We start from the raw sequence: 23,850 nt of genomic DNA, 5'->3' as shown, positions 1-23,850 counted from the left end.
TGACACCTTGTTAATACAAAATTTAATTCTTGACTCTAAGTAATTTTAGGATTATTATAGGTACGTAAAGTAACCGAGGTTACTAAAAATAACTTTTTTTATTAGATTCTTTTGTATCTATAAAAAGTATTTTAGTAGAACGATGTACTAAAATACGTACAAGATTAATTTATAGGTGCAAGGAGATATTTTTTATCTATTTAGTAGAACGATATACTAAAAGAGAGGTGATAGAATTTTAAATTGTTATAAGATAAGGAATTTATTCTAATAAATTTAGTAGAACGATGTACTAAATAGGTTAATAAAGCTAATGAAGTAATCAGCTTGTAAAACGGTGATTTAACGTATAAAAACAAGTTGAAAACAAATAGTAATGGTTGTAAGCGTTTAACCTAAAATTAGGAGTATCAAATGAAACATAAACATTTAAACATGGCGCTAGGCTTGTATTTGAGTTATTTCCTGTTAGGAATGGTCAATATTATCTTAGCTTCCAATATGAGTTTTTTATCTGAGCAACTAAATGTGGAAAAAACCGATATCAGTTTGTTAATATCAGTCGTCGGGGTGGGGCACTTACTATCTATTAATATTTCAGGCCGATTTTCCGATCGGTATGGAAGAAAGCCGCTAGTGGTGGCTGCTGCCTTGCTGTATATGGTTTTCCTAATAGGAATCCCACTGACATCGCATTATCAAATTGCAATGGGACTGGCCTTTGTCGCAGGTATCTGCAATTCTTTGCTCGATTCAGGTACGTACCCTGCACTAAATGAAGCCTTTAATGAAGCTGCCGGAACAGCAACCGTTCTTTTAAAAGCCTTTATATCCTTTGGTGCATCATTGCTTCCAATAATGATTAACTTTTTTATCGTGCATGAACTGTTCTATGGATTAGTATTTTTTGTTCCTGCCTTACTGTTCTTATGCAATGGGCTGTTGTTAATGAAGGTTAGCTTTCCAAAAATCAAGGAAGAAAAGGTGTCTCAAGAAACTAGATCAGAGACTGCATCTTCGACTGGACCAAAGCTTTGGAAAGAAGGTGCTGCACTTATATTATTAGGATTTAGCTCTGTATCTTTATTTACGGTCGTACAAACATGGCTGCCAACATACGGACAAGAGGTTCTTCATTTAGACAAGATGAAATCAATTGGATTACTGAGCTTTTACAGTACAGGCGGGCTTATTTCCATTCTATTGCTTGCTGTCCTGTTAAAAAGAACGATAAAACCGATTACGGCCATAGTTATTCTACCAGCATTTGCGTTCCTTGCATTATTGTTGTTAATCATTAATAAAAATCCGACATTGATTGCTGTGAATGCCTTCTGTCTAGGATTGTTTATGTCAGGGATATTTCAGTTAACTGTTACGGTCATGATTGAACTATTTCCACATAACAAAGGAGTAAGCGTTTCGTATATAAGTGCTGCTGCGAGTATCGCCTTTATTGTAATCCCTTTCATTACGGGGCTATTTATCAAATATTTAGGAGTTTCCTCTGTGTTTGTGTTAGACCTTGTTATTGCTTTTATAAGCACGATTCTTGCTCTGTTTATATATATGCGCAAAAGGAACAAGCACAGCGAATTAATTTTAGAGAAATAATTTCTTATTTAAAAAAGCTTTTGTATTTAGGAGTGTAAAAATGAAAAATCCTTTTATCAAGTCATCATTTGGAATGTATATGAACTACTTTATGCTCGGCATGATCAATATTATTATCGCCTCCAATATGGATAATCTTTCGGAACGTTACGCAGTTTCTGTTGGACAAATAAGCCTGCTCGTTTCTGCGATTGGAATTGGGAAATTAATAGCCTTGTTTTTTGTTGGCCGTCTTTCTGACAAATTAGGAAGAAAGCCAGTCATTATAACGGCTAATTTCCTCTATCTTGTATTCTTAATTGGTGTTCCAACGACAACCAATTATATCGTAGCATTTATCTTTGCCATATCTGCTGGTATCGCCAATTCACTGCTTGATTCAGGGACGTATCCAGCTTTAACAGAGTCATTCCTGAAGAAAGCAAGCTCAGCTTCTGTGTTAGTGAAAGCATCTGTATCAATCGGTGCTACATTGCTTCCATTTATCATGGCAATCTTAGTAGCTAACGGTATTTTCTGGGGCTGGACATTCTTTGGACTTGGAGTGTTATATCTACTAACTGGTATTTACTTAATGTTTATGCCTTTCCCAAATCATAAAAATCTTACAAAAGCAGATGGTGCTGCTGAAACTGTGTTTAAAGCACAGCCAAAGTTTGCTGGGGAAGGAATTGCCGTTATTTTAATGGGCTTCACCTCAACAGCGTTATTTGTTGTATGGCAAACATGGCTGCCGCAGCTAGGTAAACAATTTATAGGACTTGATTCAAGCCAAGCAGTGCAATTGCTTTCTTACTTTAGTATTGGCGCACTTGTTTCCGTATTGTTACTCGCTGTTGTGTTAGATAAATTCATCTCGCCAATTATGGTGGCAATCGTTTATCCAATCGGTGCTTTTGTATCCATGCTTGTCTTATTTATGGTCAACTCTTATGGAATTGTTTTGGTTTGTACCTTCTTAATGGGGCTGTTTACATCAGGAATTCTGCAATTAGCATTAAGTATTATGATGAAGCTGTTCCCAGCAAATAAAGCAACTGCATCTTCGTATGTAAATATTGCTTCAAGTGCATCCTTTATACTTGTTCCAATCATTACTAGCAGTTTAGTAGGTTCGGCGGGAATATCGATGACATTAGTATTCGATATGGTCATCGCAGTAGTCAGTGTTCTTCTTGCTGTATACGTATTAAGCAGATTCAAAAAGATTTTTGCTTAATATTTAAATATAAAAATACAAATTTATGAAATAAGGGAGATTACTAATATGTCAAACGTACACGAAAAAAATATTGATGGAAAAACAAAATTAGTAGGCTTACTTGCTACACCAATCGGGCACAGTCTTTCACCACGTATGCATAATCTAGCATACACTTTAACAGATTTAAACTATGCTTATCTTGCTTTTGAAGTTGGTAATGATGAGCTTGAAGCAACAGTTAAAGGCCTAAAAGCAGCAGGGGCAGCAGGCTTCAATGTATCTATGCCGAACAAAATGAAAGTGTTAGAGTATTTGGATGAACTGGATGATTCGGCAAAATATGCTCGTGCCAGCAATACAGTAGTGAACCGTGACGGAAAATTAATTGGATACAATACAGACGGACAAGGCTATGTGAAGAACTTAATCGAACATGGTGTGAGCCTTGAAGGCCAAAAAGTAACACTAGTTGGTTCAGGCGGTGCGGCGACTCCAATTGCAATCCAGTTAGTACAATCAGGTATAAGAGAAATCAGCATTTTCGCTCGTAATGATGCTTTCTTCGTGCAAGCTGAGGAAAATGTAGATTACATTAATAAGGAAATGAAGCAATTCGGCGTAAAAGCTAATCTGTTTCCACTAGAAGATAAAGAAGCATTCCGTCGTGAAGTAGCAGAGAGTGCAATTCTTGCTAATGGTACAAGCCTTGGCATGAAGCCGCTAGATCATTTAAGTATTATTGACGACACTTTAGATGTGCTACGTAAGGACTTAGTCGTAACAGATGTTGTTTACAACCCGCAAAAATCTAAATTATTGGCACAGGCAGAAGAAGCTGGCGCAACAGCTATTAACGGTTTAGGAATGATGTTATGGCAAGGTGCTTTAGGGTTTAAGCTGTTTACAGGTGTTGATATGCCTGTTGAGCAAGTGAAGGAAATTTTATTCGGAGACAATCAATAATTATAAACGATTGGAGAGAAAAACAATGAGAAAAAAATTCCTTATGTTACACGGCGTCAACCATAATATGTTCGGTAAACGTGACCCGAAGCAATACGGCACAATTACATTAGAGGAAATCAACAGCAATATTCAAAAATTAGCAGATGAGCTGCAAATTGAAGTTGAAACATATCAAACAAACCATGAAGGGGAAATGGTTGAAAAGATTCATGAAGCATTCCTAAATGGTATAGATGGTGTTGTGTTAAACGCAGGAGCATGGACACATTACAGCTACGCAATTAGAGATGCATTAGCTATATTGACTGTACCTGTAGTAGAAATTCATATGTCTAATATCCATTCACGTGAAGAATTCCGTCATACATCTGTTTTTGCAGATATTGCAACAGGTCAAATTTCTGGATTCGGAGAAGAAAGCTATGTGCTCGGTATTCGTGCAGCGGTAGCAGCAAGCCAAAAATAAATGAAAAGGTCAGATATGTTGATATCTGGCCTTTTTTATATGCTTATTTAAAAATTGGCAGCGGCCTCTTGTGCTTGAATAATAGCCTTTGCTTTAATTTCCTCTGCTTTTTCAGGAAATCGCTGCTGCCCCTCAATAATAATACTTTCAAAAGAGGACACTTCGAAGAAATTCATCATAACCTCTAAATAGCGATTGCTCATTTCATTCTTAGCTTCAGAGCCATGCGTGTAAATATCACCGCTCGATTGAATATGGAATGCTTTTTTACCTTTTAACAGCCCTACAGAACCTTCTTTTGTGTACTTGAAGGTTTTTCCTGATACAGTCACTGCATCGATATATGTTTTCATAACGGCAGGAATGGAGAAATTCCACATAGGGTTCACAAAAACATATTTATCCGCCAATAAGAATTGTCCTCCTAACTCTGCAAGACGGCCTGTTTTTAGTCTTTCAATATTGGAAAGCTGTTCGAAAGGGGTGCCTGCTTTTAGTTTTTCCCAGCCGTTAAATACATCTCTATCTAAATAGGGGATATCTGCTTCGTATAAGTCTAGGTGAACAATATGATCCTCTGGATGTAATGCTTTATAAGCTTCGATAAATTCTCGTCCTACTGCCATACTATAGGATGTTGTCTCATCATAGGGATTAGCTGTGATATATAGTATATTAGCCATTTTCTGCTCCTTTTTCGTCGATAAAAGTTTCGTCATTTATTTACTTTCCATCTGCATGCAATTTTGTTGCTAACTAGTCACTCATCCAACTTTCACCCCATTGGCTTATCGGACCAAGAATCTTTCCTAATTCTAACCCTTTTTCTGTCAATAAGTATTCTGCTCGCACTGGCCTTTCGGTGATAATATGCCGAATCACTACTCCATGATCCTCTAATTCCTTCATTCGTTCCGTAAGCATGCGTTTGCTTAAATCCGGTATGATTTTGTGTATCTCACTAAAGCGCTTAGGTCCGCTTAACAAAACATAAATAATTAAGCCCGTCCATCTTTTTCCGATAAGTTCAAAGCTTTTTTCCACTTTAGGGCCTAATTGATGCTGTTCGTTCATTAACATATATCTCCTTCAAGATAGATTTCTTCGTTATTTATTATGATTTTTTATATTTATATTATAACTAATATTTGTGAGGAATTTAACAAATTAACATTATAGTAACTAAGAAAAGTAAAAACAGTACATGAAAGCGTGCAAAAATGATGCAGAGTATAGGAGAGTAGTATCTGTCTTAGTTAGTAATGAAAAAGTTAGAAAGCAATAGAGCTGAAGTTTTTGAGTGCGATTTGCTAAATAAAGATTTTGAATTCTTGTTTACATAATAAAATTATAATAAATTTGTTTGAGTTCCTTGCTGAAATGAAACTTTGCCATGCAAAAATACGTAGGAAGAGTTAACAGCAATAAATTAAACTTGTCAGGAGCGTACTCATGTCTACTATTCAAAAAATCACAGCAAATCTTTGGTTTAATACAGAGGCAGAAGATGCGGTGAGGCACTATACGTCGATTTTTAACAACTCTTCCATTGGCAAAATTACACGTTACGGTAAACAGCGTCAAATAATCAGCGGGATTTCCGAGGGAGATGTAATGACGATAAGCTTTACTATCGAAGGGTAGGAATTCGTCGCATTAAACGGTGGCAGCACACATAAATTCACGGAAGCCATTTCATTTATTGTTCATTGTGCAACACAAGAGGAGCTTGATTATTATTGGACTAAGCTGTCAGAAGGCGGCGATGAGAAGGCCCAAGTGTGCGGGTGGCTGAAGGACCGTTTTGGTGTATCCTGGCAAATAGTCCCAGTAAGTTTGAATGATATGATAGCAGATCCTGACCCGGACAAATCACAGCGAGTAATGAACGCTGTGATGAAAATGAAAAAAATTGACTTAAGTGTATTAGAGGATGCTTATACACAATAAAACGAGGAGTTGTTAACTATGTGGAATCTTACATTGGAGGCAAAAAAAGCTTTTACCCAATGTAATCTACTGCCGATAAATGAAACCGATGAGGAATGGGGAATGGTGTTATCGGAAGCAAAAGAAGAGGGCGAAGATATACATACAGCTTTAAAAGATGAACTGGAGGATGTGAAAGCAGAATTACAGGAAGTTTTGCCAAAGTTGTTTCTACCTTATTTGGAAGATGGCACATTAAATCAGCCTGATCTTCCTGCAACAGTCCGTGCTGATTATTTGCAATGGATAAAGGAGCAAGAAGAGAAATTTGAAGATATTTTAGATGCTGCCTATATGCAAACAACTGAAGCCGCTGCATCACTATCTTCAACAGCACAAGCGGTTTTTGCAGCAGGAATACATGATTTTGTGGTAGAGCGGTTGGAACGGAAGGGAAATGAGTTGCATCTTTTTGTTAATACAGAAGGAGGTTTTTCTACAGCTTCTTATATACACTTCCATTTTGAAAATATTACAGCAGAAGAAGATCCTTGTCTGATTATGGCAGGACAATATATGCTATACAGTGAGTTAAAGAAAACGAAAGATGGTTTTGCTTTACGTGTGCTGCTTGACTGTCCTGAAACAGAATGGACTATTCATATGGAGAATATAAATGCGGAATGTTATTATCGCCCAAGTATTTACACGCAATTTAGAGCGGAGGAAAAGCTGGAAGATTTAGCATGGAATGACTTCGTGAAGCAGCTGAACGGAGAGCATTCATATTGGCTGATTACACAAGACATACTCTCACCTATTCAGTCCTTTACAAACAACGTTCAACTCGTAAATGGCAAGGTTGAATTCGAAAAAAATAAGATCATTATCACATCAAAAAACAGCCAATCACAATATAGCTTAGCTGAATACCATCTAGCTGATTTTCTTTATACCGATATTTATGAAGATCCGGACAGTCAGTCTAATGAACCGCTGGCAGTAGAAGAATTAGAAGCAGCAATCTTAGAAGGCAGTATAGAAATGCAAGTTCGTGCTTGGAATACCATTTATCATAACCCTGAAATACATCTGGATTTAATCAATTCGTTATTATTACAAGTGGAAATTACAGAAGAAAATGAAATGCTGTTAAGTGTCTATCTAACATATTTTTATGAAAAAGATATATTAACAGATGAAGTAAGCAGGAAATATCAGTCCCTTCTTCTGTAAAACTTCTGAGGCTGCCTTTTGGCAGTTTTTTTGTAGTTTTGGAAGGAGGTGAAAACAATATATTACCTATTTATACGTTGCTTATTCTGTTAAAATAAGCTGTAGAGCATTCTTTATCTGAATATCAGGGGAATATTCTGAATCTTACATAAAAAAAGAAAAATTATATTTTAAGGGGAATGAGGAGGAATTCTAAATTGCATGAAAAGAAAGTGACATGGTTAGAGCTTTTTTATGATTTACTGTTTGTTGCATCAGTTGCGGTCGCTACACATGTTTTGCTACATGTGGAAGACGGACATATACATACAGAATATTTGTTTAAATTTGTGCTGATATTTGTGCCGATTTGGTGGGCATGGGTAGGACAAACGATGTTTGTTAACCGCTTCGGACAGGATGCGTTTCATCAGCGAATCTTTTTAATTCTACAAATGTTTTTTGCGTTACTTATGACTTCAAGCTTATCGGTAGATTTTGATCCGTATTATCTGTCCTTCTTAATCGGGTATATTGGCTTAAGAGCTGTAACAGCTGTTCAATATTTGGTCGTGCAACGGATTGAAGAGGGAGACCGGAAGCTGGCAGCACAATTTTTCGGAAGATATTTCTGGATAGGAATAGCCGTTTCGTTATTGTCACTGTTTTTCGAGTCGTGGATTCGTTATGCCATCCTGTATGCAGGAATTCTTATCGATATAATTGTGCCGATATTAGGCCGTAAATATTTAGTTAAAGTACCTACAGACACAGGGCATCTTTTAGAGCGTTTCGGTTTATTTACAATTATCCTCTTTGGTGAGTCACTTGTCAGTACATTGGCAGTCATTCAGCCTACTCAAGGAGATTGGGAATCAATCAGTTTTGCGATTGGAGCATTTTTACTGATTATTGCGATGTGGTGGCAGTATTTTGATAACGTCGAGAAAAAAGTAGATAAATCCATCCAAACTGCCGGTCAAACAATCATTTATGGACATCTATTTATACTTATGTCATTAAGTGCAATTGCTGCATCCATCAGACTGATGGTTTTACATGAGATTGACTATCATTTTAGCTTATATTTCACCTTCGGATCTGTGCTGCTGTACTTCTTTTCGACTACATTTGTTTTCCATCAGTACAGACATGTGCATCATCGTCTAAAAATCTATCACTTAGGTTTGTTTTTAGGCATGCTGGCAGTGTTCTTTATTTTTAATTTACTTGTTCCTGTCTCGTCAATAGTAATAGTAGTGGAATTAACATTCTTTTTTATTGTTTATGCAAAGCTGACAACAACTTAAGAAAAAGCGTGATACCTATTCTTTTAGACTGCGATTTCTGCAGTCTAAAAGAATAAATAAACTAACTTTTCTCGGAGGTGACTTCAGTGAAGTTTAAGTCAAAAAAAGACTGGTGGTTAACCTTTATTATTTGGGGAGCATGTATTTTTGCAATAGGCAGTGGCATATATGGACTTATGGTAAAACCATTCAGTATATATGTGTTCATAATCGTTTTGCTTGGCGCCATTATTTTACCACTAATTATGCTGTGGTTTTGGCTGGCTACTTATTATGTCATCACAGACGACAGCTTAATAATTAAATATGGACCATTCCAGACGACCATACCGCTCCATCGTATACAATCTCTTAAGAAAACAAGAAATCCCTTATCAAGCCCCGCCTTATCCTTACACCGAATTGAAATCTTCTACGATAAATACAGCTCTGTTCTTATCTCACCGGAGAAAAGGGAAATGTTCATAAAAGTCCTTTCTAGCAAATGTCCTCATATGAAAGTCAGTAACTAAAGCGGAGAAATGCTCTTTTTCCCCGCCAATTAACCTTATAACTCCTGATTCTTGAAGGAATAGAAGGACATAAATAGGCCAACAATTGCACATATGCTTATAGAAGCATATGCTATACCGAAAAACACGTTTACTCCTGGAGCGGTTAACAATGCAACCGCAGACCACGGTACGATGCTGCTTAGTGTTTCCGGCCAGTATAACCCAGCAAATCCAATCGCACTGAAAATAAGGGAACATAGCAAAGAAGGGTAGAAGGTTTTCCTTTGCATAACAGCTATCCAAATGACAGGAGTGAGTGTGCAAAAGTTGTATACTCCGGTTTTTCCCACCATTTCTATCATTTCAGGGACAGATTCGCTCGAAGACTGACTGCCATATAAGAAGTAAGCTCCAGCAAGAATAATGCCAAGATAAAGCAGGGTTATTATCATATGCCACACAGCCCAAACAATTATCTTTCCAGCCAGAAATTTTTCGCGTTTAACAGGTGCGGTCATCGTATTGATCATTGTATGGTCACTATATTCTTTTTGAATCAGAAATGTCAGTAAAAAGGAGCTCAAGATTGGGTAAATAATTAACTGACACAATAAGGATTGGCTAAAGAGCCAAGTCATAACAGGATCATCAGGTGTTGTGCCTTTGTACTGGTAAAGGTCATCTGCAATGAGCAGGCATGGCAGGAGAAGAGCGAGACAAGTGCAAACTAGCATTAGTTTATTGCGACGAAGCTTCATGCATTCTGCAGCAAGAACATTAAGCAATGCCTGCACCCCCTGTAATTTTTTTGAAGTATTCTTCTAGATTATCATTGCATATTTGAATAGTAGAAACACCCACACCAGCTGTTACTAAGCGCTTATTTAGTTCTTCAGGATTTACAGTAGTATCGTAAATTCGAATAGAGTTGTCTGCTTCGACGGAATAGTCGGAAATAGCAAGGCTGTGTTCAAGAACATGTGCTGCCTGTGATTGAGATGAAACACAAACACAAATATACTTATTGTTCTTCTTTTCAAGCTCTGCCATTGTGCTTTCTTCTAGTAGAACACCTTTGTCAATAATGCCGATATCATCTGCCATTAAGGCAATTTCTGAAAGAATATGGCTGGATATAAGAATCGTTTTTCCATACTCTGTACTTAAGCTGCGGATGAAAGCACGAATTTCTGCAATTCCAATTGGATCCAGACCGTTTGTTGGTTCGTCTAAAATCAATAATTCCGGATCATTAAGAAGGGCGTTTGCTATCCCAAGCCGCTGTTTCATTCCTAAAGAATAGGCTGCAAACTTTTTGCTGTCATTATAAGGAAGGTCCACTGTTTCAAGGGCACGCTTTACTGCGTCTTTTTTTATCGTTCCTCTCAACCTAGCAAATATCTGCAGATTTTCCGTTCCAGTGAGATTAGGATAAAAGCCTGGAATTTCTACAATAGACCCAATCCTTGGGTACAGCTTACTTTGATTCTTATTAAGTGGTTGCCCGAACAAGTGAACTTCACCAGCAGATATGGAGGATAATCCTAATAACATTTTCATTATTGTCGTTTTGCCTGCACCATTCCTTCCTAGCAGACCGTAAACATGTCCTCGCCGTACATTTATATGTACACCGTCGACCACTGTATTGTTTCCATATTTTTTTGTCAGATTTTTCGTTTGAATAATATAATCGCTCAAATCATTCAGCTCCTTTCCTTACAAGAATAACAGGCTAACCTTGCTTAAACCTTGCCGTTAACTTGAATTATTCTTGTTTGCTTGAAGGGAGATGTAAAGGCAGGTACATAAAAAAAGCTGTACCTTGCTTTAGAGCGCTCTCAACGGTTATCGTTCCTCCGATTCCTTTAACTAATTCCTTCACGATAGCTAGACCAAGTCCGTTGCCTTTCACACCACGAGCAGAATTTCCTTTATAAAGCCTATCAAAAATATGTGGTAAATGAGATTCAGCAATTCCAATCCCATTATCTCGTATTTCCGCATAGACATTACTGTTTTTTATGTAAATATGTATGAACAGAGAGGAAGCAGAACTATGATTTAATACATTTTGCAAGAGATTGTCTAATATACGTTTCCATGCTGTCTTATCTGTTATCATATACTGCACTTCTTCTGGAATAGAAATAACATAGTCCATGCCAGCATCCTCCAGCTGAGGAATCCAGTCAGCCACTATTGTTCTTATATATTCAAATATCTCCACTTCATCCAGTTGGTACAGCCGTTCACCTGATTCCAGCTTCAGCCATTCAAACAGAGTATCAATGAAATGATGGAGGTCATGCGCTTTTGATAAGGATGTCTTCAAATAATGGTCTTTATCACTATCATTAACTAAACCTAGTTGTATTGCTTCAAGATAGCCGGTTAAAGAGGCTAAAGGAGTTCTTATATCATGGGACAAGCTTGTAACCAACTGCCGGTATGCTTTTTCAGATTGTTTATGGTGGACAATTTCATTCTTCGCATTAATAACAACTTCGTTTATTTTATAGCTTAACTCTGCAGCAATGGAATTTTCAGCAATAACGATACGCCTGTCCATATTTCCTTGCACCATCTCATCGACTACAAGGGTAATATCGTTCAGCTCTTTTTTTATACTACGTATGTAAATGAATAGGAAAATAACAATGAGCAGCAAAATAACAGAAAAAATAATAGATAAAATATTAACCATGATGATTAAACCGATAACCAACTCCGCGAATAGTTTCAATAAATAAGAGGCCTTTGGCGGGATTCTCAATTTTTTTTCGTAATTTACTAATAAAGGACATGATATTGTTATCATCAAAAGCATATTCATCATGCCAGACTTGATTGTATAACTGGCTTTTTGTGAAGATTCTGCCTTTGTTACAAGCCAAAAAATACAGCAAGTCAAACTCCTTTGCTGTCAGTTTCACAAACTCACTATCTATGAAAACAGAGCGATTGTCTGCATCGATAGTAATAGTAGGAAAGGTTAATTTACTATTAAAAGCCTTCGAATCATGAGCGTTTAAAATGGTATTTCTCCTGATTAAAGATTCAATTCTGGCCAGAAACTCTCGAATACCAAAGGGCTTTGTTAAATAATCGTCTGCACCAAGCTGCAAGCCTTTCACTTTATCTGTCTCATCACCTTTAGCTGTCAACATTAAAATGGGAATATTGCTGTTTTGCCTAATCTGTTCTAATAAACTAAAGCCATTAATATCAGGGAGCATCACGTCAAGTATCGCAACATGATAATGGCCGTTAAGGAAGAGGGATATGCCGTTCGAAGCAGTATGAGCAACATCTGCTTCAGTGCCAGCTGTGGCTAGACAATTCTGCAGCAGTTTGCAAAGCTCTGTATCATCATCGATGATTAATGCCTTATGAGTAGTCACAAGATCACTTCTTTCTATATTTACTAATTGTCATTTGTTTTTCCTCTAAAAAATTCCATATTTGGAGTTTGCTATAAATTATACGCAGATAAAGCATATGTATCAAGACCAGAGTATTAGGAGGAAGGTGAGGGTCTTTAAAGAATTCATTTGGTGTATAGCTGCCTTTGTTTTAGGCTTAATGGGTGTTGGCACAGCAACATGTTTCATGGGCTTTATCGTCCTCGTTTTTGTAGTAAAGAAAGTAAGCAGCTCAAATCCTGTTACAAATAACTCCGTTTGAAGAGATCAGCTAACCTGATCTCTTCTTATTTAACATTTACAAACCATTAAATGATTTCCATCCGGGTCTTTGAAAGTGAAATAATGTTCATGTTGAATGGTGGTAACTAACTCAATTTGTTTTTTTTCTGAGTACGCATATGCTGCCTTAATATCTTCTGTATTAAAATGAAATAATGGTGTATTAATAATGTTTCCTTCTTTGTATATTTTGCTGTCCAGCACAATGCCTGTTCCTTCCATTGGCAATACATACAGATGATCAAACAAGATTTCACCATTTGCAGGCAAACCTAAAAAGTCACAGTACCAATCTTTTGCTTTTTCAATATCGCTAACAGGGATAAAGATAGTTCCCACATCATTTTTTATAGGCCTGGTCATTCTACTCCTCCTTCAATAATACTCCTCTAAAAAAACTGCTTAGTAGTTTTACTTCCACATTATCAAGTTCTCATCCTTTAATAGGATAAAATATAGGAGTAATTTCCTATTTCAAACATTGAATTACAGCCGTTATAAATAGTAGCTGGAAATTAATTAGAAGTAGAATCAAACTCTAGAAAAAGGCAAACTTGTTGAAAGATAAGGACGCAAAACCACAGGTCTAAGGAAATTCTACGATGGCTGGGTTACCGAAGGGAGAATAACGATATAAATTGAAGAGACTGTGATTAATAAATATTAAAGCTGTACGGAACTAGTAGTATCTCTAAAAATTGTAATTAAAAACTAAATAGAAAAAGGAAGAACGAACTTGAACACAACTGGAGAAATCAACAAAAGTACTCAAGTGTTAGAAGCCAACTCTGTATTAGCAGCACTAGAATCTAATTTGGCAATTGTTGAATTTAATTTGACTGGTAAGGTCATTTGGGCAAACGAACATTTTGCAAATACACTTGGATATAGTGTGCATGCATTGAAAGACATGCTTCATAAGCAGTTTTGCACACAAGAATTGCAAAACAGCAGGGAATATGCACTTTTATGGGAAAACTTAAGAAAAGGCACTAAGTTCCAGGAGAAAATCCAACGAGTTGGCAGAAGCGGAAATTTATTATGGCTGGAAGCCACCTATATTCCTGTATTAAACGATAATGGGGAAGCAGCAGCAGTACTCAAAATAGCTACAGATATTACAGAGCGTGAAAATAAAACATTAGAGCTTGTTTCCTTATTAAAGAATCTTTCCTTAGATCTAGGTGAAATAGTCAGTGATAACGCTAAGGAGAATATGCAGGCGATTCAATCCTTACAGGAACAAACAGATTTAATTAGAGGACTGTCTAAATCCATTCAAAATATATCTTTACAAACCAATATACTCGCATTAAATGCAGGAATTGAAGCTGCCCGAGCAGGCGAGCATGGACGTGGTTTTAATGTGGTTGCAACAGAAGTAAGGAAACTAGCTGGAAATGTGGAAGACGCTATTAAAAAAATAAACAGTAATATTGAAAATATAGCAACAGAGGTAAATAAGGTTAGTGAAGTCACCAAAAACTCTCAAGAAGTGGTAAGTTCCACGCAATCAGAGATTTGTGGGAAAATGAACGAGTTTGAAGGTTTAAATAATAGAGTCTAAACTACTTTCTTACAAAAGTATAACCGCCTTTTTAGGCGGTTATTTTTTTAGAATTGGCAACCCTTCCTTAATATTCCTCTATCATTTCAAAAACTAGCGATATTTGTAATACTCGTAATATTTCTTAATGAAAGTGTAATGAGAATTCACTATATTTTTCTGAATATATTGATATACTAAGATAGTTAAAACGTCGAGATACATAGCCAATGGAAAACACATAATTTTGGAGGTTACCATCATGAAGAAGGCCATTATCGCAGTATTGGCAAGTTTAAGTTTACTCGCAGGAGTATTTATTCCGTCTCCACTTGATTCAGGAAAGGTAGAGGCTGCTTCTGCTTCCTATAAGGATAAAGCAGTTAAAGAAGGCAAAAAGGTAATAGGAACAAAATATAAATGGGGCGGCACGACAAAAGCTGGTTTTGATTGCTCAGGCTTTGTTAACTATGCGTTTAAAAAAGCAGGCAAAAGCTTGCCAAGAACTACCGCTGACCTATACAAAAAAGGTCAAAAAGTCTCTAAAAGCAAGCTGAAAAAGGGAGATATGGTATTTTTCCAAACCTATAAAAAGGGCGCTTCCCATGTCGGTATTTACATAGGTGACAATAAATTTATTCATGCAGATTCTACTAAAGGCGTAACAATTACAAGTTTAAGCAACAGCTATTGGAAATCTAAATACTACAGTGCAAAGCGTATTTAAAACATAAATCATCAAACAGAGCAGCCACAGGATGCTCTGTTTTTTTATAGAGACTTTTAATGGAAAGTGGTTACTCTTTTTCTTCCTTAGGGAGTAAATTTAGAAATTTAGCAAGAGAAAGCAGTGTAGAAGACCGTTTTTCAAACAAATATTCTTTATTTGTGTACTCTTCCATCTCTGCTTTTATATTTTCTGGGATATATTCTTCTGGAATGAGGATCGAAACATGGGCTTTTATTTTTGGAATATCTAACTGATCGGAAAGGTAAGATAGATGATTTCCTTCCCCGGCAGCAGCATACTTCCCATTAGGAAGACGGACTAAGTGTAAATCAGCGTGCAATTTATCATCCCAGCCTTTTGTTTCAACAGATCTCTTTAGTTCAATCAGCTTCTCATCATTTTTAATCTCCTTTGGTGTATGGCTTAAGCCTATGATATCTCTAGGTGATACGGAAGTGACGCCATAATCAACCGTTACATAAGGCTTATAAGGGCTGACCGCTTGATCAAAGAGTATCCACCGTTTTTTAAAGATTTTTAGCAATGGAAACACCTCCTGCTATAAAGCTATTTACTACGGAGCTATTTCATTCCAATAAAATCAAAAAGGACAGATACATGACCTCACAGCTTTCTATATGGAGTGTGTATACATACATTTCAGTGAGAGAGCGTTATTCTGTCTTTGTAATGCGAAAACCTACCGACAAGAGGGAGTTAGGATTATTTAATTATTCCTTCTTTAATCAGTGTTTGGATAGCTTGTTTAGCTCTTTTCTCATAGGAGTGATTAGAAACAGTTTTATGTCCTTGTATTTTGATTTTTGTTCTTTCTTCTGGATGGTTCAAATAATAGTCGACTAAACTAAGCGTTTGCTGCTTGTTAGAAGATACAACCAAATCTTTTCCGGCTGTGAATAATTCTCTAACCCCCGGAGTGTCAGAAGTGATTAAGAAGCCTCCAGATCCTAAAATCTCATACGTACGTTGCGTAACCTGTGATTTGTAATTTTGCGGTCCGATGATTATTTTTGCACTATTGTACACTTTATAAGCATCTCTATATGGTAAATAACCATGAATCCAATCATTTGGGATATTTACGCCAAGTACATTGCCCATTTTATCCCAATCTGCTCCCCAAAAGTCAATGCGGATACCTTCCTCAACTAATGGTTTTATCAGAGTTTGCAGGGATTTATTCCGATAATGCTCAGGAGCTTCTGTAAGAATATGAGGATAGGCGTTTGCCACCACTACAATATCATAGATATTTTGAGCATTAGAAACAGGATAATGAATGCTGGGCTCAAAGCCGAAATCAAGATGAGCAGCAGGTATTTTTAGTTTCTTGTAGAAATCCACTAAACTTGTACTTAAGGTGAAAATAAAGTCTGGCTTCATTCTAGCGATCAGAGGAAGAGTAAAGTCAAGTGTGAAATGGGGATCCTCTACAGCCCAATATATATGTGGTATTCCCGAAGCCTTCACTTGTGAACTTATTAATTTCTGCTTCCAAGGACTATCATTTTCTTCAGACCATCCCTCAGTAAAAATAAGCTGAGGCCGGAAGCTCGCAATTAAATTAGGAATTGTCTTTTCGTCTATTTTTCCTGAAACCAAAACTTCATGACCCGCATCCCTGAACCCGGCTGCTAACCCATACATTAAAAGTTCATTACTATCAATAAAGAGTATTCTCAAAAGGAGTCACCACCAGCAATTTTTTATTAATATATGAAAAGATGGACAAACATGAAACGGCTTGTATGAAATAAATTTAAATATGGTACAGATGGGAAAAACATTGATAACAATTTGGCATATTTTATATATAAACTATTTTGCAAAAGAAAGGGGATAATTGTGGAAGCTGACTCTAAACGTTTTATCGCTTTAACATTTGATGATGGACCATCACCCTATACACTGGAGATTCTTCAAATCCTTAAAACACTTCAAGTAAAAGCAACTTTTTTTATCCTAGGTGAAAGTCTAGACAAATATCCTGGAATTCTTCAAGCGATAGTGAAGGATGGGCATACGGTGGCAAACCATACAATGAACCATCCAGACATTACTAAAATATCAAGGAATGTTTTGCTAGAAGAAATTGAAATTCTTAATCTGGAGCTCAAGAAAACTGCCAATCAAGATGTAAAGTTCTTTCGACCGCCGTATGGAGCGATTAATGAGGAGATTTACCGGACTATACATGAACTTGGACTAATACCAGTATTATGGGATATTGATACAAATGATTGGGATTTATCTCAGGAAGACCAAATTGAAGAACGTGTGATGGAAGGTATCAGAGCCGGGAAAGAAAATAAAATTGTTCTCATGCATGATGGAGGAGGGCCTAGGGAAAGGACAGTGCAAGCATTGCCTAGGATAATTGAAAATTTGCGAGAAAAAGGCTATGAGTTTTTAACAATGCAAGAGTACTTTTATAAAATTTATAACATAAAAACATAAGTGTTTAGAAGAACAAACTCCTCCATTAATTTAGAGGAGTTTGTTTAATATGCGTTTCTAACAAATATTTATTTTCTATGATTAAACTGTTGGTAGGATTGAATTTGTGAGCGATTACAATATGCTGGTATGCTTTCTTGCTATTCCCCAGCATAGAGTGGCAAACGCATAACTGTAAATGAGGAATCCATGTAGAACAGCCATGGTAAATAATGCCGCCTTCATCTACTTCGGGAAGAATTGTCGCATATTGAAACCAATGAAGTGCTGTTTTGGGATCATCCTTTTGCAGGAAAAGAAATCCGAGACGACAACAGTCTTCAGAACGGGGAAATCCACATTGAAATGTTTTTAATGCATACTCAACAGCATGGTCTATGTTAGACATTTGGGAATGGCATTCAGATATTTTGCGATAAGCAGTTCTTTCATCCTCCAGCCAATGATCTTCAGTCTGAATAAAATCCATATAGACAGGAATCGCTTCTTCATAAAAGCCATTATCATATAGTTCATTTCCATAATAGAACAGGTCGCGCGGCGTAAAAGAAATTCCTTGATTTAGAAGGTTCTTGTAAATGAGCAAGTTCCTATTATGATTAAGGTGAATTCTTTTATGGCTAATGGTTAAATCACTATGATAGATTTCTCCGCTCACATCTAGATATTCATGAACTGCTCCGTGCCATTTATATTGTTTGGAGCGTTTCACAAGCCTAAATTGCCTCAGGCTTGCTAAAACATTGCCTACCTCATCAAAAGCGGCTTGGTATTTCATTGTGATTGCATCCACGGTTGATGGAAGTGTTTCTTTCAAACGGGATAACTTTTCTGTATCATCAAAGATGTCATCTGCATCCATAGTCAATATATATTCCTTGCTCGCATGTTCAAAGGCGAAATTTCTGGCAGCTGAAAAGTCATCAATCCATTGAAAATGGTAAATATTATTCGTATATGTCCGGGCAATTTCAATGGTGCGGTCTGTCGAGCCTGTATCTATAATAATGATTTCATCTACCATATCTTTTAAGGAATCTAAACATCTGCCGAGTGTGTTTTCCTCATTTTTGACAATCATGCATAAGCTAATTGAAATCATACGTTCCTCCATATAAATATATCTGCATCCTGTTATAGGATGCAGACAATCATGTTGTTTAGTCTTCAGGATTAATATACTGGTTGTACAAATCTTCAATCCATGTTTGATAATCTTGATCATTTGTCATAGGATTCTGATTCTGTGAAACTGTCATTCCGGCAACTCCAGTCATCCCAGTCATCCCAGTCATCCCAGTCATCCCGGTCATTCCAGTCATTCCAGTCATTCCAGTTAATCCGGTAACTCCCTTAAGACCTTTTAACTTGTGCGGAAGATGGTGTTTTTTATGGGGACCTTTATGATGCTTTGGAGGTTTTGGGGGTTTAGGTGGCATATTCATCAACTCCAATTTATAAGTTACTATAAAATATTACTTTAAGGAGAAAATTGTTCTAGGACAAACACTACAAAAATGAACTTTTTTCTTTTGCTTTTTGAGAATCTGTACATAAAAGCTGTATTAGAGTCTTGAAGAATTCCAAATCGGGAAGTAACTCCTTAAATCAGCAATTGTCTTCTTCATTTGTTGTTTTTTTATTATCAGATGGAACAGCAGCATTTTTACTTCTTCCTTTGAGACTTGCCAATCGGAAGGAATATCTTTACCAAATGCAGCGGCAATCTCCTCATCTTTTATAGAATAAAGCTTATTTAATGCCAATCCGAAAGGGTCGGCGTTATCGATGAAGGGTACAAATTCTTCATAAGTAGACCCCCAGATGACATGATTGTTCCATGTATAATAGTTGAGACTGTCAATACTCCACTCAGGACCATAAAAGGCGTCAGCGTGATCAATAAATGCCAATTGGTATGGATTATTGCCGGATAGCAATATGTTTTGTCGTTCTTCCCTTCGATCGTAATTCGATATCCAATTGTCGAACATAATAATTTCAGGGAGTGTGAAAGTATTATTACAATGGTAGAGCTTATCAGATGAATACAAGCTTGCATTTTTAATTAGTAAACTTCCAAAATGAGGTCCTTCTTCAATAGCCATTCTTTTTAATAATTTTGGATCTTTAAGTTTCTTTTTTGAGAAGATAATTATTTTACCTGTCGCTATTGGGAGACCTAGAAGCTCGCCTAATCGATACGATACTAATTCATTGAATAACGATCTTTTTCCGTTTGGGTTTGACATCAATTTTACAATATACACATTTCCGTCACTGCACAGGAATAACTTTGCAGCCATTTCTCCTTCCTCAACATCTTTTATATATTCAACTGCATATACAGACATTTGCTTCCTCCTTTACAGCTATCGTGTATAGATCCTTATATTTTATTTGCTTATTTATAGTTGGTGAGGCGCAAAGCCCTAAGAAAAGAAAAACAAAATTTGTATAATAAACACTTTATTAAAAGATAAAAAAGGTTTTTATTGTTAATGTGAGAATATTAAAGGGATTACTGTTTAACGTGATAAGCTGAACAAAGTTTTATAACAGAAAGAGGTGTTCGAATGAAGATGTTAGTAGTATATACATATCCAAATCATAAAAGCTTGAATTATGCGTTCTTCCAACAAGTGCTGAAGGGGAGTAAAGAAAATAAAAACATTAAAGAAATCCAAGTTCTTGATTTATATGAAGAAGGCTTTAATCCCTTATTAGTGTTCAATGAACAAAAACGCAGGCGAGACATGCATATTGATCCGGTCTTAGAAAAATATAGGCAGCAAGTGAAATGGGCTGATAAGTTGGTTTTTGTTTATCCGATTTGGTGGGGCAGACCGCCTGCCATGCTTTTAGGATATATTGACCAAATGTTTGCTTCTAATTTTGCTTATAAAGATAAAAAAGGGCTATTTCCGGAGGGGCTTTTAAAAGGAAAATCTGTTGTTTGTGTTTCTACCATGAAAGGACCTACTCATTATCCGCTCCTTTGGTTGAATAATGCTCATAAGATTCTAATGAAAAAGGCATTATTTAATTTTGTCGGAATAAAAAGAGTTAAATTCTTTGAACTTGGAAATATGGAGAGCAAAAAGGGAAAACAAAGCAAAAAGCTGCAAAAGGTTTATGACTATTTTAAAAGGATAGACAGGTAGATTTAAAGCATCCCCAAGTATTAATCAGCGGAAGTTCTTTTTTCATTTAGCGAAGGAAAGTAATATCAATTATTTTTGTGATATAATTACTTCTTGGATGGAACGACTAAGTAGAGTAAGATAATAGATTATTATTGAAACTCTTAAATAGTATACCTATTAACATACATAGAGACTTAGATGTAAATTAGTAAACTAGCAAAAAGTTTGTTATAGTTGATGGTATAGACAAGTAGAAAGAAGGAACTCGTGTGGGCTACAAAAGAAAGCAATATTTTGGTTTAGGATTGACCGTTTTATTTATGGTCCTCTTAATGGGAATCATACTTATTATGATGCAGTCCATTAGAGACAATATGCTAGAGATTGTGCAGGACCGCTATCATAAAGTAAATGAAGCAACAGAAATCAGACAGCAGATCTATTTAGAAGACCGCAATATGTTGAATTTGATCAGCAGCAGCGAGGAAAATAATACGAAATTTGTTGAATCGTCAGCAGAACAAATTTCGCTTCTAAATACAAGAATAACAGAACTTGAATCTATCTTAAATACGAACAAATCAAAGGTTCTTCTCAGAGAAATCAGTAATTTATATGAGAATTTTTCTCAAATGGAAAGCAGAATGATCACTTTGTACAATGATAATCGCACAAAGCAAGAGCTTCAAGCGGTTTATGATGAAGGGATTTCTAACCGGAGGGATTTGTTAAGTAAAATAGATGAGTTTAAAAACTATCAAGAATCCTTGATGGGTGATGCCCTCGATGAGGCAAACGCAACATATAAACAGCTTGTTATTGCCCTTATTTCGGTTGTTTCTGTCGCACTTATCCTGATTGTCACTGTCATGCTGTGGGTTATTAGGAGCACAACTAGAAATATTAATTCCATCGTTCATGTCATTAAGGATGTTGATTTTACTAATTTAGTGTCTGTGCCGCGCATTGAACTGGAAACGAAGGATGAAATTGGGGATATCGCGAGAGCATTTAATACAATGGCGGCATCCCTTGAAAATTACACGGTAAAAGAAAAGCAATTTGTTGCAGAAATATCTGAGCAAAACTGGGTGCAATCCAATTCTGCGGAAATTATCAAGCTTTACAGCCGCCATGTTTCTGTAACCTCACTTGCTGAACAGTTCCTTAAAAAAATTGTTACAGCAATAGATGCAAACCTTGGAGCGTTTTATGTACAGGATGATACAGGTAAAGAGCCTGTTTTCAAAAAAGTCGCTGCTTATGCAGATTCAGATGCAGGAAGACAAACATTTACTGCTGGTGAAGGTATTATCGGGCAAACGGTGCGTGACAAGAAAATAGTTGTTCTTCCTAATATTCCTGAAGATTTCCGATTTATTTCAACTGGATTAGGTGAGGTTAGACCGAAATCTGTGCTGATTGCACCAATCTTGGTGAAGGATGAGGTTGTCGCTGTTCTGGAAATAGCAAGCGTTAAGGAATTTACCGCTTCAGATCAAAAACTGGTTGAAAATGTTCTCGAAACCTTAGGTATTGGAATTATGAATATACTAGGAAGAATGGAAGTAGAGCGGTTATTGCTTGAATCACAAGCACAAACAGAAGAGCTTCAAACCCAATCGGAGGAACTGCAGGCCCAATCGGAAGAGCTGCAAACACAGACAGAAGAACTGCGGATGATTAATGAGCAGCTCGAGGAAAGAACGAATGATGCAGAACTGAAAACAGAGGAACTGCAGACTGTGAAAGAAGAACTGGAGGAGCAGGCAAAGCAGCTTAAACTTAGCTCGAAATACAAGTCCGAGTTTCTTGCAAATATGTCCCATGAGCTTCGAACACCGCTTAACAGTATTTTGCTGCTTTCAGAAATGCTGGCAGATGACCTTGACAGCGAATTATCTTCTGAGCAGAAGGAATTTGCCAAAGTCATCAATTCGTCTGGAAATGATCTATTAAATCTTATTAATGATATTCTCGATCTTTCTAAAGTGGAAGCAGGAAAGCTTGAAATAAGCTTTGAAGAAGTGTACTTAAGTGAATTCGTTGACAGATTGAAACGAAACTTTACGCAAATAGCGAAAAGCAAAAGCTTAGATTTTGAGATTGATTTCCATGAGGATGTTCCGCCAATCATCTATACAGATGAACAAAGATTGCAGCAGGTTATGAAAAATCTGTTATCAAATGCATTTAAGTTTACAAAAGAGGGCAGTGTTAAGATTTCTGTCAATAAAGCAGAAATGAATGAAGTGAAGCAGCTTCCGCTCTCCAATTATGCGGATATATGGGTGAAGATGTCTGTAACAGATACTGGTATTGGTATCCCAGCAGATAAACATGCGATGATATTTGAAGCATTCCAGCAGGTTGATGGAGCAACAATGAGGAAATACGGAGGAACAGGTCTCGGTTTATCCATTTCGAAGGAATTCTCCCAACTCCTTGGAGGCACGTGCTTAGTAGAAAGCAAGGAAGGAGAAGGAAGTACATTCACGATTTTCATTCCGAACTTGCCGGGAGGAATCCCTCTAATTGGCATAGACAGCATAGCGGAAGATCAAGCAGCATCTGCAATTGGTTCTGACGAGGCCGAGCCTGAGAATGCAGCAGCAGTAAATGAAGAGAGTAATACAGAACACTCACCATCTACTGTACTGCAAGGGAAAACAGTCATTGTAGCAGATGATGACCATCGTAATATCTTTGCATTAAAAAATGCTTTAAATAAAGAAGGCATGAATGTTATTACCGCAGAAAATGGCGCTGAATGTCTTGAAAAGATGGATGAATTAGAGCATTTTGATATTGTGTTAATGGATATTATGATGCCTGTCATGGACGGCTATGAAACAATTAGAAAAATTAGAGGTATAGAGCAAAACAATGACATTCCAATCATTGCATTAACAGCGAAAGCAATGAAAGGTGACCGCGATAAATGTATAGAAGCAGGGGCATCTGATTATATCAGCAAACCTCTGAAACTGGATCAATTATTATCTGCCATGAGGGTATGGTTGTCATAATGCTGTATATTCTTCT

Annotated in this window: 25 protein-coding genes, 1 pseudogene and 1 riboswitch; of the genes and pseudogenes, 14 read left to right on the top strand and 12 right to left on the bottom strand. The window is 36.7% G+C overall.

All coding sequences use genetic code 11. The features are described from left to right. Nucleotides 1-414 precede the first annotated feature (414 nt). From ACLIJJ_RS14930 to aroQ, 4 genes are read left to right on the top strand one after another with little or no spacing between them, the layout of a single operon-like run. On the top strand, nucleotides 415-1,614 hold the full coding sequence (locus tag ACLIJJ_RS14930) for an MFS transporter (protein ID WP_411411187.1): 1,200 nt from the start codon (nucleotides 415-417) through the stop codon (nucleotides 1,612-1,614). A 40-nt stretch (nucleotides 1,615-1,654) separates the two neighbouring features. Continuing rightward, nucleotides 1,655-2,833, top strand: coding sequence for an MFS transporter (locus tag ACLIJJ_RS14925; protein WP_411411186.1), 1,179 nt, complete (start codon nucleotides 1,655-1,657; stop codon nucleotides 2,831-2,833). A 48-nt stretch (nucleotides 2,834-2,881) separates the two neighbouring features. After that, a complete protein-coding gene (locus tag ACLIJJ_RS14920) occupies nucleotides 2,882-3,781 on the top strand; it encodes a quinate/shikimate dehydrogenase (protein ID WP_233315016.1) in 900 nt (299 codons plus the stop codon). A gap of 25 nt (nucleotides 3,782-3,806) precedes the next feature. After that, complete coding sequence (gene aroQ / locus ACLIJJ_RS14915) at nucleotides 3,807-4,250, top strand: type II 3-dehydroquinate dehydratase (protein ID WP_411411185.1); 444 nt, start codon at nucleotides 3,807-3,809, stop codon at nucleotides 4,248-4,250. A 47-nt stretch (nucleotides 4,251-4,297) separates the two neighbouring features. On the opposite strand, the gene ACLIJJ_RS14910 is transcribed toward aroQ, so the two are convergent. Both ACLIJJ_RS14910 and ACLIJJ_RS14905 read right to left on the bottom strand, forming a co-directional pair. Further along, nucleotides 4,298-4,933, bottom strand: a complete 636-nt coding sequence (locus ACLIJJ_RS14910) for an NAD(P)H-dependent oxidoreductase (protein WP_233315018.1) — start codon at nucleotides 4,931-4,933, stop codon at nucleotides 4,298-4,300. 73 nt (nucleotides 4,934-5,006) lie between these two features. After that, on the bottom strand, nucleotides 5,007-5,324 hold the full coding sequence (locus ACLIJJ_RS14905; protein ID WP_233315019.1) for a winged helix-turn-helix transcriptional regulator: 318 nt from the start codon (nucleotides 5,322-5,324) through the stop codon (nucleotides 5,007-5,009). Between the two features lie 378 nt (nucleotides 5,325-5,702). On the opposite strand from ACLIJJ_RS14905, the pseudogene ACLIJJ_RS14900 reads away from it, so the two are divergent. From ACLIJJ_RS14900 to ACLIJJ_RS14885, 4 genes and pseudogenes are all read left to right on the top strand, one after another. Beyond that, nucleotides 5,703-6,200, top strand: a pseudogene (locus tag ACLIJJ_RS14900) (VOC family protein). An 18-nt stretch (nucleotides 6,201-6,218) separates the two neighbouring features. Beyond that, entirely contained in the window at nucleotides 6,219-7,415 is a 1,197-nt protein-coding gene (locus ACLIJJ_RS14895; protein ID WP_411411184.1) for a DUF4085 family protein, read from the top strand. Nucleotides 7,416-7,612: 197 nt separating this feature from the next. Then, nucleotides 7,613-8,704, top strand: a complete 1,092-nt coding sequence (locus tag ACLIJJ_RS14890; RefSeq protein ID WP_233315021.1) for a low temperature requirement protein A — start codon at nucleotides 7,613-7,615, stop codon at nucleotides 8,702-8,704. A gap of 86 nt (nucleotides 8,705-8,790) precedes the next feature. Beyond that, complete coding sequence (locus ACLIJJ_RS14885; RefSeq protein WP_411411183.1) at nucleotides 8,791-9,216, top strand: PH domain-containing protein; 426 nt, start codon at nucleotides 8,791-8,793, stop codon at nucleotides 9,214-9,216. A gap of 35 nt (nucleotides 9,217-9,251) precedes the next feature. On the opposite strand, the gene ACLIJJ_RS14880 is transcribed toward ACLIJJ_RS14885, so the two are convergent. The 4 genes from ACLIJJ_RS14880 to ACLIJJ_RS14865 all read right to left on the bottom strand — a co-directional run bounded on the left by ACLIJJ_RS14880 (nucleotide 9,252) and on the right by ACLIJJ_RS14865 (nucleotide 12,602). Beyond that, a complete protein-coding gene (locus ACLIJJ_RS14880; protein ID WP_233315023.1) occupies nucleotides 9,252-9,983 on the bottom strand; it encodes an ABC transporter permease in 732 nt (243 codons plus the stop codon). After that, nucleotides 9,976-10,899: an ABC transporter ATP-binding protein gene (locus ACLIJJ_RS14875; protein ID WP_411411182.1), complete on the bottom strand. Its 924-nt coding sequence runs from the start codon at nucleotides 10,897-10,899 to the stop codon at nucleotides 9,976-9,978. The genes ACLIJJ_RS14880 and ACLIJJ_RS14875 overlap by 8 nt, the downstream gene beginning before the upstream one ends. A 67-nt stretch (nucleotides 10,900-10,966) precedes the next feature. Continuing rightward, nucleotides 10,967-11,944, bottom strand: coding sequence for a sensor histidine kinase (locus tag ACLIJJ_RS14870; RefSeq protein WP_411411181.1), 978 nt, complete (start codon nucleotides 11,942-11,944; stop codon nucleotides 10,967-10,969). Next, on the bottom strand, nucleotides 11,898-12,602 hold the full coding sequence (locus ACLIJJ_RS14865; protein WP_411411180.1) for a response regulator transcription factor: 705 nt from the start codon (nucleotides 12,600-12,602) through the stop codon (nucleotides 11,898-11,900). Before ACLIJJ_RS14865 ends, ACLIJJ_RS14870 begins: the two co-directional genes overlap by 47 nt. Before the next feature lie 127 nt (nucleotides 12,603-12,729). Between ACLIJJ_RS14865 and ACLIJJ_RS14860 the strand changes: the two genes are divergently transcribed. After that, nucleotides 12,730-12,885, top strand: a complete 156-nt coding sequence (locus tag ACLIJJ_RS14860; RefSeq protein ID WP_251647488.1) for a hypothetical protein — start codon at nucleotides 12,730-12,732, stop codon at nucleotides 12,883-12,885. A gap of 29 nt (nucleotides 12,886-12,914) precedes the next feature. Here the strand turns inward: ACLIJJ_RS14860 and ACLIJJ_RS14855 are convergent, their stop codons facing one another. Beyond that, the gene (locus ACLIJJ_RS14855; protein WP_411411179.1) at nucleotides 12,915-13,268 is read right to left on the bottom strand and encodes a VOC family protein; all 354 of its coding nucleotides are present in this window, start codon (nucleotides 13,266-13,268) and stop codon (nucleotides 12,915-12,917) included. Between the two features lie 174 nt (nucleotides 13,269-13,442). Beyond that, a riboswitch (cyclic di-GMP riboswitch) is annotated at nucleotides 13,443-13,524 on the top strand. A 117-nt stretch (nucleotides 13,525-13,641) separates the two neighbouring features. Between ACLIJJ_RS14855 and ACLIJJ_RS14850 the strand changes: the two genes are divergently transcribed. Together ACLIJJ_RS14850 and ACLIJJ_RS14845 are read left to right on the top strand one after the other, a co-directional pair. After that, complete coding sequence (locus ACLIJJ_RS14850; RefSeq protein ID WP_411411178.1) at nucleotides 13,642-14,472, top strand: methyl-accepting chemotaxis protein; 831 nt, start codon at nucleotides 13,642-13,644, stop codon at nucleotides 14,470-14,472. Between the two features lie 241 nt (nucleotides 14,473-14,713). After that, nucleotides 14,714-15,178: a C40 family peptidase gene (locus tag ACLIJJ_RS14845; protein WP_233315030.1), complete on the top strand. Its 465-nt coding sequence runs from the start codon at nucleotides 14,714-14,716 to the stop codon at nucleotides 15,176-15,178. A 70-nt stretch (nucleotides 15,179-15,248) separates the two neighbouring features. Here ACLIJJ_RS14845 and ACLIJJ_RS14840 read toward each other — a convergent pair whose 3' ends face one another. Together ACLIJJ_RS14840 and ACLIJJ_RS14835 are read right to left on the bottom strand one after the other, a co-directional pair. Then, nucleotides 15,249-15,725: a hypothetical protein gene (locus ACLIJJ_RS14840; RefSeq protein WP_411411177.1), complete on the bottom strand. Its 477-nt coding sequence runs from the start codon at nucleotides 15,723-15,725 to the stop codon at nucleotides 15,249-15,251. Nucleotides 15,726-15,904: 179 nt separating this feature from the next. After that, a complete protein-coding gene (locus ACLIJJ_RS14835) occupies nucleotides 15,905-16,885 on the bottom strand; it encodes a CgeB family protein (RefSeq protein WP_233315032.1) in 981 nt (326 codons plus the stop codon). A 162-nt stretch (nucleotides 16,886-17,047) separates the two neighbouring features. Here ACLIJJ_RS14835 and ACLIJJ_RS14830 point away from each other — a divergent pair, with 162 nt between their 5' ends. After that, nucleotides 17,048-17,659 (top strand): polysaccharide deacetylase family protein, encoded by a 612-nt coding sequence (locus ACLIJJ_RS14830; protein ID WP_233315033.1) that lies wholly within the window; start codon nucleotides 17,048-17,050, stop codon nucleotides 17,657-17,659. 25 nt (nucleotides 17,660-17,684) lie between these two features. On the opposite strand, the gene ACLIJJ_RS14825 is transcribed toward ACLIJJ_RS14830, so the two are convergent. The 3 genes from ACLIJJ_RS14825 to ACLIJJ_RS14815 form a co-directional block, all read right to left on the bottom strand. Next, nucleotides 17,685-18,761: a tetratricopeptide repeat-containing glycosyltransferase family 2 protein gene (locus tag ACLIJJ_RS14825; protein ID WP_411411176.1), complete on the bottom strand. Its 1,077-nt coding sequence runs from the start codon at nucleotides 18,759-18,761 to the stop codon at nucleotides 17,685-17,687. A gap of 58 nt (nucleotides 18,762-18,819) precedes the next feature. Next, complete coding sequence (locus tag ACLIJJ_RS14820; protein ID WP_233315035.1) at nucleotides 18,820-19,098, bottom strand: hypothetical protein; 279 nt, start codon at nucleotides 19,096-19,098, stop codon at nucleotides 18,820-18,822. Between the two features lie 126 nt (nucleotides 19,099-19,224). Then, complete coding sequence (locus ACLIJJ_RS14815) at nucleotides 19,225-20,013, bottom strand: HipA family kinase (protein WP_411411175.1); 789 nt, start codon at nucleotides 20,011-20,013, stop codon at nucleotides 19,225-19,227. A gap of 222 nt (nucleotides 20,014-20,235) precedes the next feature. On the opposite strand from ACLIJJ_RS14815, the gene ACLIJJ_RS14810 reads away from it, so the two are divergent. Further along, a complete protein-coding gene (locus ACLIJJ_RS14810; protein ID WP_411411174.1) occupies nucleotides 20,236-20,823 on the top strand; it encodes an NAD(P)H-dependent oxidoreductase in 588 nt (195 codons plus the stop codon). A gap of 251 nt (nucleotides 20,824-21,074) precedes the next feature. Then, a complete protein-coding gene (locus ACLIJJ_RS14805; RefSeq protein WP_411411173.1) occupies nucleotides 21,075-23,834 on the top strand; it encodes a sensor histidine kinase in 2,760 nt (919 codons plus the stop codon). The last annotated feature ends 16 nt before the right edge of the window (nucleotides 23,835-23,850 follow it).

The organism is Niallia laureatilytica, assembly GCF_046613985.1.
Taxonomy (GTDB): domain Bacteria; phylum Bacillota; class Bacilli; order Bacillales; family Cytobacillaceae; genus Niallia.
The sequence above is the reverse complement of the archived record's forward strand: the minus strand, read 5'-3'. Positions and strand labels throughout refer to the sequence as shown.